The following is a 13,690-nucleotide window of genomic DNA, read 5'->3' as shown; positions in this document are numbered from 1 at the left end:
GGCCCCCGCCGCCCGGCCGGGCCGTCAACCCGGCTGCCGGACCGCCGAGTCGAGCTCCCGGCCGGTCCGCCTTCCCGCCGCCGCCCGGACGGGCGATGCGCCGCGCCGCCGCGCCGAGCGCGGCGCCACCCGCCCGTCCTGAACCACCCTCCCCGAATCAGAGGTGAGACACCGTGATGCCCTCCAGTCCCCGATCGGCCGCCGTCCACGAGCGCGTGGTGGAGGCCACCGCCGCCTTCCTGGCCTGCCGCGACTCGGCCGGATGGCGCGGTTCGCCCGCCCGCATGCGCGAGCTGGCGGCCACCGCCCCCGCCGCCATCGAGCCGTTCGCCTGCGGGCTGGTCACCGAACACGAGGCCGGGAACGGCACGTTGTCGGCGGCCGACGCCCTCGCGCGGGTACTGCCCCGGCTGACGGCCCCCGTGGACCCCCGGCTGCGCACCGGCTGGCTGGGATCCGCGGCCACCCTGCTGCAGTGGGCCGACCGCCTGGACGCCGCCCGGGCCCTGGCCGAGGGCTTCCTGCCCGCGCCGCCCGCCCTCCCGGACCTGGCCGACGCCGGAGTGCGCCGCCTGCTCGGCGTACGGGCCGAAGCGGCCCTGCGGGGCGGGGAGTTCCACCAGGTCCTCGCCGAGAACGGCCCGCTGCTCGCCGCGTGCGCCGGGCGGGGCGTCCGGCTGCCCCGGCTGGTGGCGGCGGTGGCGCTCGCGCACCACGAGCTCGGCCACCGGGACACCGCCCGGCAGCTGCTGGCCACCGCCGAAGCGGGCGAGGACCGGGCCCAGGACAGTGCCGACGACGCCGGGGCGCGACACGAACTCCTTTACGCCCGTGGGCTGGTGCACGCCGCCGAGGGCCACTGGCAGGCCGCGCTCGACGACCACCTCGCCTGCGGCGCCGGCCAGGACGCCCGCGCCTTCGTCAGCCCCGCGGCCACCCCCTGGCGCTCCGGCGCCGCCCTGGCCCTGGTCAGGCTCGGCCGACCCGCGCAGGCCGCGGGCCTCGCCGAGGAGGAGCTGGGCCACGCCCGGACCTGGGGAACGGCCCGCGCCGTCGGCCGGGCACTGCGGGCCCGCGCCGCGGCCGCGGGCGGCCGCCGGGCGCTGGAGGCCCTGGAGGAGGCCGTGGACGTGCTGCGGACCGCGCCGGCACCCGTGGAACTCGTCGAGGCCCTGATCGACCTCGGCCGCGCCCGGATCGCCGCCGGCAGCGAGCGCCAGGGCCGCGACGACCTGCGCGAGGCCCTGGCCCTGGCGCGGCGGCTGGCGGCCCCGGGCCCCGCCGCCCGGCCGGAGCCCCCGGCCACCGCCGGTCCGGCCCGGGCCACCGGGCGCCTGGTCCGGGCCGCCGAGGAGGCGCTGCGGGCCGGGAGCGGCCGCCGGACCGAGCGGGACCGGGCCGGCAGCGCCAAGCTGACCCGGTCCGAGCAGCGCATCACCGAACTGGCGGTCCGGGGGCGGACGAACGCCGAGATCGGCGCCGAACTCTGCCTGGCCCGGCGCACCGTGGAGACCCACCTCACCAACGCCTACCGCAAGCTCGGCGTGACCCGCCGCACCCAACTCGCCACCCACCTGGGCTGGGTGGACACCACCGCGGTGCCGTAGGAGAGCGCGGCGGTGCGTCCGCGGAGTTCGTGGTCTTCCACGATGCCGGGCGCCCGCCCGCCCGGCATCGTGGAGACCGCGCCGGGCGGCCCCCTCCACGGCCCGCCGCGCCGCCGGCGCACCGCCACCGAACTCCGAGCACCGGAAGAGGACTTCCCATGGCCAACCCCTTCGAGGACGACGACAGCGACTACCTGGTGCTGACGAACGAGGAGAACCAGCACTCGCTCTGGCCCGTGAGCATCGAGGTGCCCGCCGGCTGGACCGTCAGCTTCGGCAAGGACACCCGGGCCGCCTGCCTCGACCACATCGAGCGCACCTGGACCGACATGCGCCCGGCCTCGCTGGCCGCCCTCACCCCGCAGTCCTGACCGGCTCCCGTCCAGAAGGCCCACCATGTCCGCACAGCACCCCGCCCGAACGGCCACCGCCCGGCACTACCTGATGTGCCGTCCGACGTACTTCACCGTCGACTACCGGATCAACCCCTGGATGGACCCCGCCAAGCCCGTCGACACCGCGCTGGCCGTGCTCCAGTGGGAGCGGCTGCGCGAGCTCCACCGGAGCCTCGGCCACACCGTCGAGCTGATCGAGCCGATCCCCGGCCTGCCCGACATGGTCTACGCCGCCAACGGCGCGACCGTCCACGACGGCCGGGTCCTCGGCGCCCGCTTCCGGCACCCGGAGCGGGCCGCGGAGGGCCCCGCGTACGAGCAGTGGTTCCGCGACGCCGGCCACGCCGTGGTGAAGACCGCCGAGTACGTCAACGAGGGCGAGGGCGACTACCTGGTCGTCGGCGACCGGGTGCTGGCCGGCACGGGCTTCCGCACCGAGCCCGCCGCGCACGCCGAGGCCCAGGAGCTGTTCGGCGTCCCCGTCACCGGCCTGACGCTGGTCGACCCGCGCTTCTACCACCTCGACACCGCGCTCGCCGTGCTCGGCGACGAGATCATGTACTTCCCCGGGGCCTTCTCGCCCGCGAGCCGCCGGGTGCTGCGGGAGCTCTACCCCGACGCGATCGTCGCCGACGAGGCGGAGGCGCTGGTCTTCGGCCTCAACGCCGTCTGCGACGGCCGGCACGTCATCCTCCCGCAGGCCGCGACCACCCTGGCCGCCAAGCTGGCCGCGCGCGGCTACGAGCCGATCGGCATCGACCTGTCCGAGCTCCTCAAGGGCGGCGGCAGCGTCAAGTGCTGCACCCTGGAGATCCGCCACGCCTCCGCCGGCGGCCCGCGATGACCGGGCGCTGGACGTTGGAGCCCGGCCGCCCCGCCACCCTCACGGCGCCGCCCGTCACGGACCTCGCGGACGCCCTCGCCTGGCTCGACACCGTGCACGCGGAGCTGCGCGCCGGGCTGCGGGAGCACGGCGCCGTGTACCTGCGCGGCCTGCCCGTGCACGGCGTGGACGACTTCGCCCGCGTCCGCGACCTGCTGCTGCCGCAGCCCACCCCCTACCGGGAGAAGGCCACGCCCCGCAGCGACTTCGGCGCCGGCGTCTACTCCTCCACCGACCTGCCGGCCGCCCAGGCGATCGCCCCGCACAACGAGAACAGCTACACCCTCACGTTCCCCGGGCTGCTGCTCTTCGGCTGCCTGACCGCCCCCGAGGAGGGCGGCGCCACCCCCGTCGCCGACTGCCGCCGCGTCCTGCGGGCCCTGCCCGCGCACCTGGTGGAGCGGATGCGGACCCAGGGCTGGCTGCTCAGGCGCGCCTACTCCGAGCACATCTCCACCGACTGGCGCTCGGCGTTCGCCACCGACAGCCGGGCCGAGGTGGAACGCTACTGCGCCGAGAACCTCATCTCCTGCGCCTGGGACGCGGACGGCAACCTGCGCACCGCCCAGCTGCGCCCCGGCATCGTCCGCCACCCCGCGACCGGCGAGGAGGTGTGGTTCAACCACCTGGCGTTCTGGAGCCGTTGGTCGCTGGACGAGGAGATCCTGGACACCCTCGTCGAGGAGTTCGGCCACGACGGCCTGCCCTTCGACACGGCCTTCGGCGACGGCCCGCCGCTCACCCGGGACGACCTGGACGCCGTCCGCGCCGCGTACGAGGCGGCCACCGTGCGCCGGGCCTGGGAGGCGGGCGGCCTGCTGCTCGTCGACAACGTCCTGGCCGCCCACGGCCGCGACCCCTTCCGCGGCGACCGGCGCATCGTGGTGGCGATGGGCGCCCCCGTGGACATCGCGCACTGCGGCCCCACCGTCGAACCCGCCGCCGGGGCGGTGCGCTCGCATGGCTGACCCGCGTCAACTGCCGCCGCCCGCCGACCCGGTGGTCCGGTTCCGGCGGACCGCCCGGGCCACCCCGGAGCGTCCGGCCGTCATCGGGCCGGACGGCACCCTCGACTTCGCCGAACTGGACGCCCGCACCGCCGACCTCGCCGCCCGGCTGCGCGCCCTGGGCATCGGGCGCGGCGACCGGGTCGGCGTGAGCCTGCGCCGCGGCGTCGACTGGGTGACGGCCCCGCTCGCGGTCTGGCGCGCGGGAGCGGCCTACGTCCCCCTCGACCCCGCCTACCCGCACCAGCGGCTCGGCGAGCTCGCCGCCGACGCGGACCTGCGCGCGCTGGTGAGCGACGACGCGGCGCCCGGCTGGCTCAGCGGCGTGCCGGTCCTCGCCCCCGGAGCCCCCGGCGGCACGGGCGGCACGGGCGCGTCGCCCCTGGCCCCGGTCGAACCGACCGCCCTCGACCCGGCGTACGTCATCTTCACCTCCGGCTCGACCGGCCGCCCCAAGGGCGTCGAGGTCGGCCGGGGCGCCGTCGCCGCGCTCGTCGACGGCCTGGAGCGGCGCGGCGTGTACCCGGCCGGCCCCCGGGTCGTCGCCTGGAACGCGAGCATGTCCTTCGACGCCTCCGTCCAGCAGTGGGTCCGGGTGTGCCGCGGCGACACCCTGGTCGTCCTCGACGACGAGGACCGCACCGACCCCCACCGGCTGGCCGCGCTGCTGGCCGAGCACGAGGTCACCGACCTCGACCTCACCCCCTCCCACTGGGACGCCCTGGCCGCCGGGCTGCTGCCGGGGACCGCGCCGCGCCGCGGGCTGCGCCTGCTCATCGGTGGCGAGCCGATCCCGCCGCGGATGTGGCGCACGCTCGCCGAGGCCGGCGCCGAGGGCCGGATCGAGGCGTTCAACCTGTACGGGCCCACCGAGGCCACCGTCGACGCCACGGCCGCCCGCGTTGAGGGCGACGGACCGCACCTCGGCGAACCGCTGCCGCAGGTCCGGGCGTACGTGCTGGACGGCGCGCTGCGCCCGGCCCCGGACGGCACCGCCGGTGAGCTGCACCTCGCCGGGCCGGGCCTGGCCCTCGGCTACGCGGGCCGGCCGGCGCTCACCGCCGAGCGCTTCGTCGCCGACCCGTTCGCCGCGGACGGCTCGCGGATGTACCGCACCGGCGACCTGGTCCGCCGCGGCGCCGGCGGCGCCCTGGAGTTCCTCGGCCGGACCGACCGGCAGGTCAAGGTCCGCGGGTTCCGGGTCGAGCTCGGCGAGATCGAGGCGGCCCTGCGCTCCTGCGCCGGGGTGGCCGCCGCGGTGGTGACGGTGCGCCAGGTGGCGGGGGAGCCCGCCCTCGTCGCGCACTACGTGCCCGCCACGGGTGCGGCGCTGACGGCGGACGGCCTGCGCGAGCACACCGCGGCCGCGCTGCCCGGCCACCTGGTGCCCTCCGCGTTCGTTGCGCTGGACGCGCTGCCGACGACCGTCAACGGCAAGGTCGACCTGCGGGCCCTGCCGGAGCCCGAAGCCGCGACGGACCGTTCCGGCCCGGGCCCCGACGCTCCCGGCGGCGAGATCGAGGAACTGATCGCCGGGGTCTGGTCGGAGGTCCTCGGCCGCGACGGGATCCGCCCCGACGACGACTTCTTCGCCCTCGGCGGCCACTCCCTGGTCGCGCTGCGCGTCGTCGCCCGGCTCCGCAAGCGGCTCGGCATCGTGCTGCCGACGAAGGACATCTACCGGCACCCGCGCCTGCGCGACCTCGCCGAGCACGCCGCCGCGCTGCGCGACGGGAGGACGGCATGAGCGGGCGGAGCGCGCCGGGCGGCGCGCCCGACACCGCGCTGGTCGCCCTGCACCGGGCCGAGGGGGCCCGGCGGGCCCTGGTGTGCCTCGGCTTCTGCGGCGGCGGCACGGCCGCCTACCACGCGTGGGCCGCCGGGCTGCCGCCCGCCACCGACCTCCTCGCCGTCTGCTACCCCGGCCGCGAGGGGCGGTTCGCCGAGGACTTCGCCGACAGCTGGGACGCCCTCGCCGAGGACAGCGCCCGCGCCGTCCGCGCCGTCGCGGCGACCGACGCCCCGTACGTCCTGTTCGGGCACAGCATGGGCGGCTGGATGGCCTTCGACGTGGCCACCCGGCTCGCGGCGGCGGGCGACCGGCTGCCGGAGGCCCTGGTGGTGTCCTCGTGCAACGCCCCGGACCGCGGCCTGACCGAGCGCGACCGCTTCCCGGCCCAGGCCGACCCGGACGACGGCCTGCTCGGCTGGATGAGCACCCACGGGCTGCTGCCCGCGCACGTCCTCGGCGACGAGGACCTGACCGAGATGGCCGTCGAGCTGATGCGCGCCGACCTCAAGGTCCGCGACACCTTCGGCTACTCCGGGGCGCGGACCACCGTCCCCCTGCAGGTCCTCTCCGGCGCGGACGACCCGGTCGTCGGCGACGACGCCGGGGCCCGCTGGGGCACCCTCACGACCGCCGCCCACCGGCACGACGTGCTGCCCGGCGGCCACTTCTACACCCCCGAGGTCTGGCGGGCCCTCCCGGAGCGCATCGCGGCGCTCGGGGCCCCGGCCCCGGCCCCGTCCACGGCCGGCCTGAGCGGCTGACCGGCGGCGCCCGACCGACCCGGGCGCCGCGCCCCGCCGCTCCCCGCTCCCCGCCGCCCGCGCTCCTCGATCCGCCGGCCGACCGGCCCGCTTCCGAAAGTGATGTGACATGCCCATCGACCAGCACGACGACGCCCCCACCGACCGCCCCGTACGGCCCGGGGCCGGCGGCGACCGGGAGGAGGCCCCGACCGGCCTGCGCCTCGTCGAGGCGTTCGAGCGCCAGGCCGCCCGCACCCCGCACGCCACCGCCGTCGTGGCCGGGGACACCCGGCTGACCTACCGGGAGCTCAACACCCGGGCCAACCGGCTGGCCCGGCTGCTCGTCGAGCACGGCGCCGCGCCGGAGCGGTTCGTGGCCGTGGCCGTCCCGCGCTCGGCGGACACCGTGGTGGCCCTGCTGGCCGTCCGGAAGGCCGGCGCGGCCTACCTGCCGGTCGACCCGGAGCACCCGGCCGCCCGGATCGCCCTCACGCTGGCCGACGCCGCCCCGCGGCTGGTGCTGACCACCCGGGCGGCCGCCGGCGCCCTGCCCGCCGCCGAGGACGGCCCCCGCCGGATCGTCCTGGACGGCCCGGAGTGCCGGCAGCTGTCGGCGGACCACCCGGGGGCGGAGGACCTCCGGCTGCCGTGCGACCCCCGGCACCCCGCGTACGTCATCCACACCTCCGGCTCCACCGGCCGGCCCAAGGGCGTCGTCGTCCCCGCCGGCGCGCTGGACGCCTTCCTCACCGACATGACCGCCCGGTTCCCGCTGACGGCCGAGGACCGGCTGGTCGCGGTGACGACGCTGTCCTTCGACATCGCCGCCCTGGAGGTCTTCCTGCCGCTGGTGTCCGGCGCCGCCGTGGTGCTGGCCGACCGGGACGTGGTGCGCGACCCGGCGGCGCTCGCCGCCCTGGTGGCCTCGGCCGGCGGCACCGTCCTGCAGGCCACCCCGTCGCTGTGGCGGCTGCTGCTGACGCACGCCCCGGAGGCGCTGCGCGGGCTCCGGATGCTGGTCGGCGGCGAGGCGCTGCCGGCCGACCTGGCCGCGAGGATGACCGCGACCGGCAGCGAGGTGACCAACCTGTACGGGCCGACCGAGACGACGATCTGGTCCACCGCGGCGCGGCTCGGCGAGCCGGCAGCCGAGCGGGCGGGCGAGCGCCCCGCCGCCCCGCCGATCGGCCGCCCGCTGCGCGGCACCCTGGTCCACGTCCTGGACGAGGCCCTGCGCCCCGCCGCCCCCGGGGCCACCGGCGAGCTCTACGTCGCCGGGGCCGGCCTGGCCCGCGGCTACCTGGGCCGGCCGGGCCTGACGGCCGAGCGCTTCGTCGCCGACCCGTTCGGCGCGCCCGGCAGCCGGATGTACCGCACCGGCGACCTCGCGCGCCGGACGGCGGACGGCGACCTGGAGTACCTGGGCCGCAGCGACCAGCAGGTGAAGGTGCGCGGCCACCGGATCGAGCCCGGCGAGATCGAGGCCGTCCTCGCCGAGCACGACCGGGTCGCCCAGGCCGTCGTGGTGGCCCGCGAGGACACCCCCGGCGAGCCGCGGCTGGTCGCCTACGTGGTGCCCACCGGCCGGGCCGAGCGCGACGAGGCGAGCGAACTCCGGCAGGTCCAGGAGTGGTTGACGGTCTACGAGGACGTCTACCGGGACGAGGCGACCGCGGGCGAGTTCGGCGAGAACTTCGCCGTCTGGACCAGCGTCTACGACGGCACCCCCATCCCGCTGGAGCAGATGAACACCTGGCGGGGCCACATCCTGGACCGCGTCCGCGCGCTCGAACCGCGGCGGGTCCTGGAGCTCGGCGTCGGCAACGGCCTCATCCTGGCCCACCTCGCGCCGCACTGCGAGGCGTACTGGGGCACCGACTTCTCCGCGGAGGTCATCGACGGGCTCCGCGCGGGCCTCGCCGGGCAGCCGCACCTGGCCGGGAAGGTCGAACTGCGGGCCCAGGCCGCCGACGTGGTCGACGGCCTGCCGCAGGACTACTTCGACACCATCATCCTCAACTCCGTCCTCCAGCACTTCCCGAACGCCGACTACCTGGTGGAGGTCGTCGAGCGGGCGATCGGACTGCTCGCCCCCGGCGGCCGGCTCTTCGTCGGCGACGTCCGCAACCTGCGGCTGCACCGCTGCCTGATGACCGCCGTCGAGCTGCACCGGCGCGGCGGCGCGGAGGGCCTGGACGCGGTGCGCCGCGCGGTCGAGCAGGCCCTGGTCATGGAGAAGGAACTCCTGGTCGACCCCGACCTGTTCGTGGCCTTCGGCGAGCGCTCGGCGCAGGTGGCGGCCGTCGACATCCAGCTCAAGCGGGGCCGCTACCACAACGAGCTCTCCCGCCACCGCTACGACGCGATCCTGCACAAGCACCCCCGGGCGCCGCTCGCCCCGGTCGAGGAGACCGTGCTGCGCTGGGGCGCCGACCTCGCCTCCGCCGAGCAGGTGGCCGACCACCTCGGCACCCACCGCCCGGCCGCGCTGCGCGTCACCGGGGTGCCGCACCTCGGGCTCGCCGGCGAACTGGCCGCGCTGCGGCTGCTGGACGCCGGCCAGGACGCCGGCGCCGTCCTGGCCGCGCTGCGCGGCGAGGTGCCGCTGGACGGCGTGGACGCCGAGGAGTTGTACCGGGTGGGCGAGCGGCTCGGCTACCGGACGGCCGTCACCTGCGGGGCCGCCGCCGACACCGGCGCCATGGAGGCGCTGTTCGTCGACGCCGCCGGCTCGGGCCGCACCGACGCGGTGGCCGACCCGGTGCCCGCCTACCGCCGCACCGGGCCGGACGGCGCCCCGCTCACCGCGTACGCCAACGACCCGGCCGGGTCCCGGCAGGTGGGCTCGCTGGTCTCCGCGCTCCGCGAGCACCTGCGCGACCGGCTGCCGGAGCACCTCGTCCCCGCCGCCTTCGTGCCGCTGGAGGCCCTGCCGCTCACCCCGAACGGCAAGCTCGACCGCAAGGCCCTGCCCGCGCCGGACCTGCGCGCCGGCACCCCGGGCCGCGCGCCGAGCACCCCGCGCGAGCAGCTGCTGTGCGCCCTCTTCGCCGAGGTGCTCGGCCTCGCCTCGGTCGGCGTCGACGACTCCTTCGTCGAGCTCGGCGGCGACAGCATCATCTCCATCCAACTGGCCTCCAGGGCCCGGGAGTCGGGGCTGGTGATCACCCCTCGGGAGATCTTCCGGCACCGCACCGCCGAGGCGCTCGCGCAGATCGCGGGCACGGCCGGCGGCGACGACGCGCCGGAGCCCGCACCGGCGGAGGAGGACCTGCCGGTGATCGACCAGGACGAGTTCGACGAGATCGTGCGCGGCATCGACGGGGGGACGTGGGCATGAAGCAGCAGCCGGACATCGAGGGCATCCTGCCGCTGACCCCGCTCCAGGAAGGGCTGCTGTTCCACACGCGGCTCGACCACGAGCAGGGCGGCCTGTACATCGACCAGTACGTCATCGAGCTGCGCGGCGAGCTCGACGCGGCGCGGCTGAAGGCGGCCGCCGCCGCCCTGACGGCCCGCCACCCCGCGCTGCGGACCGGGTTCACCCACCGCCGCAGCGGCGAGCCGGTCCAGGCCGTCCACCGGGACGCCCCCGTGGCCTGGCGCGAGGTCGACCTGCGCGGGCCCGGCGCCGGAGCGGCCGAGGCGCGGGCCGACGAACTGGCGGACCAGGACCGGGCGCTCGGCGTGGACCTCGGCCGGCCGCCGCTGCTGCGCCACACCCTGGCCACCCTGGCCCCCCGGCACCACCGGCTGATCGTGACGGCCCATCACATCGTGGTCGACGGCTGGTCGTTCACCATCCTCTTCGACGAGCTGTTCGCCCTGTACGCGCAGGAGTCGGACGGGCCGGCCGTGGAGGCCGCCCTGCTGCCCCCGGCCCGCCCGTACCGCGACCACCTGCGCTGGCTGGCCGGACGGGACCGGCCGGCCGCCGACCGCGCCTGGCGCACCACCCTGGCCGGACTCCAGGACCCGACCCTGCTCGCCCCGCCCGGCAGCGCCGCGACGCCCCCGGCGCCGGCGGCGGACGGGACCGTCGTGGTCCCGCTCGCCGAGGCCACCGGCGCGGCCCTGGTGGAGCGCGCCCGCCGGTCCGGGGTGCTGCTCAGCAGCGTCTTCCAGGCCTCCTGGGCGGTCGTGCTCGGCGAGGCCACCGGCCGCGACGACGTGGTCTTCGGCTGCACCGTCAGCGGGCGCAGCCCCGAACTCCCCGGCGCCGACCGGATGGTGGGCCTGCTCATCAACACCGTCCCGGTCCGCGCCCGGCTCGCCCCGGGCCTGACCCTGCGCGCCCTGGGCGAGCAGCTCCAGGACCAGCGGATGGGGCTCCTGGAGCACGACCACCTCGCCCTGACCGACGTCCAGCGCACCGCCGGCCTCCCGGGGCCACTGTTCGACACCAACGTGGTCATCGACAACTTCCCGGTGAACACCTCCCCGGCGCTGCCCGGCCGGGACCTCGACGTGTCCATCCGGTTCCGGGACACCCCGACGCACTTCCCGCTCACCCTGGTCGTCGAACCGGGCGCCCGACTGGAAGTGCGGCTGAACCACCGCGGCGAGCTCGTCGACCGGGCCCAGGCGCAGCGGCTCGCCGCCCGGCTGGCCCGGCTGCTGGAGCAGTGGGCCGCCGACCCCGGCCGCACCCTCGGCGAGCTCGACCCGCTCGACGGGGACGAGCGCGAGCGCGTCCTGCGGGCGTGGAACGACACCGCGCGGCCGCTGCCGCACACCACCCTGCCGGAGCTGTTCGAGGCCCAGGCCGCCCGCACCCCGGACGCCACCGCCGTGGTCTTCGCCGACGAACGCCTCAGCTACGCCGAGCTGGACGCCCGGGCGAGCGCCCTGGCCGGCCGGCTGACGGCCCGCGGCATCGGCCCTGAGGACGTCGTGGCCGTGGCCGTGCCGCGCTCGGCCGACCTCGTCGTGGCCCTGTACGGGGTGCTCAAGGCGGGCGCCGCCTATCTGCCGATCGACCAGGGGCAGCCCGCGCAGCGGATCGCGGGCATGCTGGCCGACGCGGCGCCCGCCCTGCTGATCGCCACCGGCGAGGCGGGGCGCGCCCTGCCGCCGGGCCCGGTCCCGAGGCTCCTCATCGACGAGCCGGACGGTCCGGAGGGGTGGGACGGCCCGCCGCGCCGGACCCCGCTCACCCCGGACCACCCGGCCTACCTGATCTTCACCTCCGGCTCGACCGGCCGCCCCAAGGGCGTCCTGGTCCCGCACGCGGCCGTCGTCAACCGGCTGCTGTGGATGCAGGAGGAGTACGCCCTCACCGCCGACGACCGCGTCCTGCAGAAGACCCCGAGCGGCTTCGACGTGTCGGTGTGGGAGTTCTTCTGGCCGCTGATCACCGGCGCCGCGCTCGTCGTCGCCGAGCCGGACGGCCACAAGGACCCGGCCTACCTCGCCGCCCTGATCACCCGGGAGGCCGTCACCACCGCCCACTTCGTCCCCTCGATGCTCGGCGCCTTCCTCCAGGAGCCGGCCGCCCGCGCCACCGCGGGCACGCTGCGCCGGGTCGTGTGCAGCGGCGAGGCCCTGCCCCCGGAGACCCAGGCGGCGTTCTTCGACACCCTCGGCGGCGTGGAACTGCACAACCTGTACGGGCCCACCGAGACCGCCGTCGACGTGACGCTGTGGCCCTGCCGCCCCGACCCGGCGGCGAGCACCGTCCCGATCGGCCGCCCCGCCGCCAACACCCGGGCCTACGTCCTCGACGGCCGGCTGCGACCGGTGGCCCCCGGCACCACCGGCGAGCTCTACGTCGCCGGCGTCCAGCTGGCCCGCGGCTACGTCGGCCGGCCGGGCCTGACCGCCGAGCGCTTCCTCGCCTGCCCGTTCGAGCCCGGCGCCCGGATGTACCGGACCGGCGACCTGGTGCGCTGGACCGGCGACGGCGTCCTGGAGTTCCTCGGCCGCGCCGACGACCAGGTGAAGATCCGCGGCTTCCGGATCGAACTCGGGGAGGTGGGCACCGCCGCCGCCCGCTGCGCCGGCGTCGCCCGGGCCGCCGCCGTCGTCCGCGAGGACCGGCCCGGCGACCGGCGCCTGGTCGCCTACGTGGTGCCCGCCCCCGGCGCCGACCCGCGGCCCGACCGGCTGCGGAAGGAACTGGCCGAGGCGCTGCCCGAGCACATGGTGCCGTCCGCCGTGGTCGTCCTGGACGCCCTCCCGGTGACCGCCAACGGCAAGCTGGACCGCGCCGCCCTGCCCGTCCCGGACCACGGCGCCGCCCGCGCCGGCCGCCGGCCCCGGCCCGGCCGCGAGGAGATCCTCGCGGGCCTGTTCGCCGAGGTGCTGGGCCTGCCCGAGGTGGGCGCCGAGGACGACTTCTTCGCCCTGGGCGGCAACTCGCTGCTCGCCATGCGACTCGTCACGCAGGCCCGCCGGGCCCTGGGCGCCGAGCTCGGCATTCGCGAGGTGTTCGCCGACCCCACCGTCGCCGGGCTCGCCGCCCGGGCCGACGGCGGACGGCGGGCGCGGCCCCCGCTGCGCCCCATGCCGCTGCCCGAGGACCTGCCGCTGTCCTTCGCCCAGCACCGGCTGTGGTTCCTCAACCGCCTCGAAGGCCACACCTCGGACTACCACTGCACGCTGCGGACCGCGCTGCGCGGACGGATCGACCTGGACGCCCTGCGCGCCGCGCTCGGCGACCTCGTCACCCGCCACGAGACGCTGCGCACGGTCTACCCCGAGTCCCCGGACGGGCCCCGCCAGACGGTGCTGCCCGCCGACGCCGCCTGGCCCGGCCTGACCGTCGTCGACCGCCCGGAGCCGGACCTGGCCGCCGCGGCCGCCGACGCCGCCCTGCGCGCCTTCGACCTCGCCGCCGAGGCCCCCTTCCGGGCCACCCTGCTCCGCGCGGGCCCGGAGGAGCACCACCTGGTGCTCGCCGTCCACCACATCGCCACCGACGGCTGGTCGTGGGAGCCGCTGCTGCGCGACCTCGCCGCCGCCTACGAGGCCCGGCAGGCCGGCCGGCCCCCGCAGTGGGCGTCGCTGCCGGTGCGGTACGTGGACTACGCGCTGTGGCAGCGGGAGCTGTTGGGCGGGGAGGAGGATCCGGAGAGTCTGCTGAGTCGCCAACTGGCTTTCTGGCGTGGGGCGTTGTCGGGTGTTCCGGTGGAGCTGGCGTTGCCGTTCGATCGTGCGCGGCCTGCGGTGGCGAGTTATGCGGGGGCGTCGGTGCCGGTGGTGCTGGATGCCGAACTGCACGGCCGGTTGGCGGGGTTGGCGCGGGAGTGCGGTTGCACGCTG

General features: G+C 77.2%; 8 protein-coding genes. All 8 read left to right on the top strand.

What is annotated here, in order from left to right; translation table 11 throughout:
* Window positions 1-176: 176 nt before the first annotated feature.
* Window positions 177-1,607, top strand: coding sequence for a helix-turn-helix domain-containing protein (locus tag VM95_RS35520; RefSeq protein WP_052707777.1), 1,431 nt, complete (start codon window positions 177-179; stop codon window positions 1,605-1,607).
* 158 nt (window positions 1,608-1,765) lie between these two features.
* On the top strand, window positions 1,766-1,978 hold the full coding sequence (locus tag VM95_RS35515; protein ID WP_045704960.1) for an MbtH family protein: 213 nt from the start codon (window positions 1,766-1,768) through the stop codon (window positions 1,976-1,978).
* A 25-nt stretch (window positions 1,979-2,003) separates the two neighbouring features.
* Window positions 2,004-2,846 (top strand): dimethylargininase, encoded by an 843-nt coding sequence (ddaH, locus tag VM95_RS35510; protein WP_045704959.1) that lies wholly within the window; start codon window positions 2,004-2,006, stop codon window positions 2,844-2,846.
* The gene (locus tag VM95_RS35505; RefSeq protein WP_045704958.1) at window positions 2,843-3,853 is read left to right on the top strand and encodes a TauD/TfdA family dioxygenase; all 1,011 of its coding nucleotides are present in this window, start codon (window positions 2,843-2,845) and stop codon (window positions 3,851-3,853) included. Before ddaH ends, VM95_RS35505 begins: the two co-directional genes overlap by 4 nt.
* Window positions 3,846-5,639 carry a non-ribosomal peptide synthetase gene (locus VM95_RS35500; RefSeq protein ID WP_078861064.1) on the top strand — a complete coding sequence of 598 codons (1,794 nt, stop codon included), beginning with the start codon at window positions 3,846-3,848 and terminating at the stop codon, window positions 5,637-5,639. Before VM95_RS35505 ends, VM95_RS35500 begins: the two co-directional genes overlap by 8 nt.
* On the top strand, window positions 5,636-6,445 hold the full coding sequence (locus VM95_RS35495; protein WP_052707776.1) for a thioesterase II family protein: 810 nt from the start codon (window positions 5,636-5,638) through the stop codon (window positions 6,443-6,445). Before VM95_RS35500 ends, VM95_RS35495 begins: the two co-directional genes overlap by 4 nt.
* 109 nt (window positions 6,446-6,554) lie before the next feature.
* Complete coding sequence (locus tag VM95_RS35490; RefSeq protein WP_045704957.1) at window positions 6,555-9,767, top strand: non-ribosomal peptide synthetase family protein; 3,213 nt, start codon at window positions 6,555-6,557, stop codon at window positions 9,765-9,767.
* The coding region (locus tag VM95_RS35485; RefSeq protein WP_045704954.1) for a non-ribosomal peptide synthetase at window positions 9,764-13,690 on the top strand (3,927 nt) is incomplete at its 3' end. The genes VM95_RS35490 and VM95_RS35485, both read left to right, overlap by 4 nt.

Origin of the sequence: Streptomyces rubellomurinus, assembly GCF_000961885.1 — a bacterium.
Classification (GTDB): Bacteria; Actinomycetota; Actinomycetes; order Streptomycetales; family Streptomycetaceae; genus Kitasatospora; species Kitasatospora rubellomurina.
The sequence above is the reverse complement of the archived record's forward strand: the minus strand, read 5'-3'. Positions and strand labels throughout refer to the sequence as shown.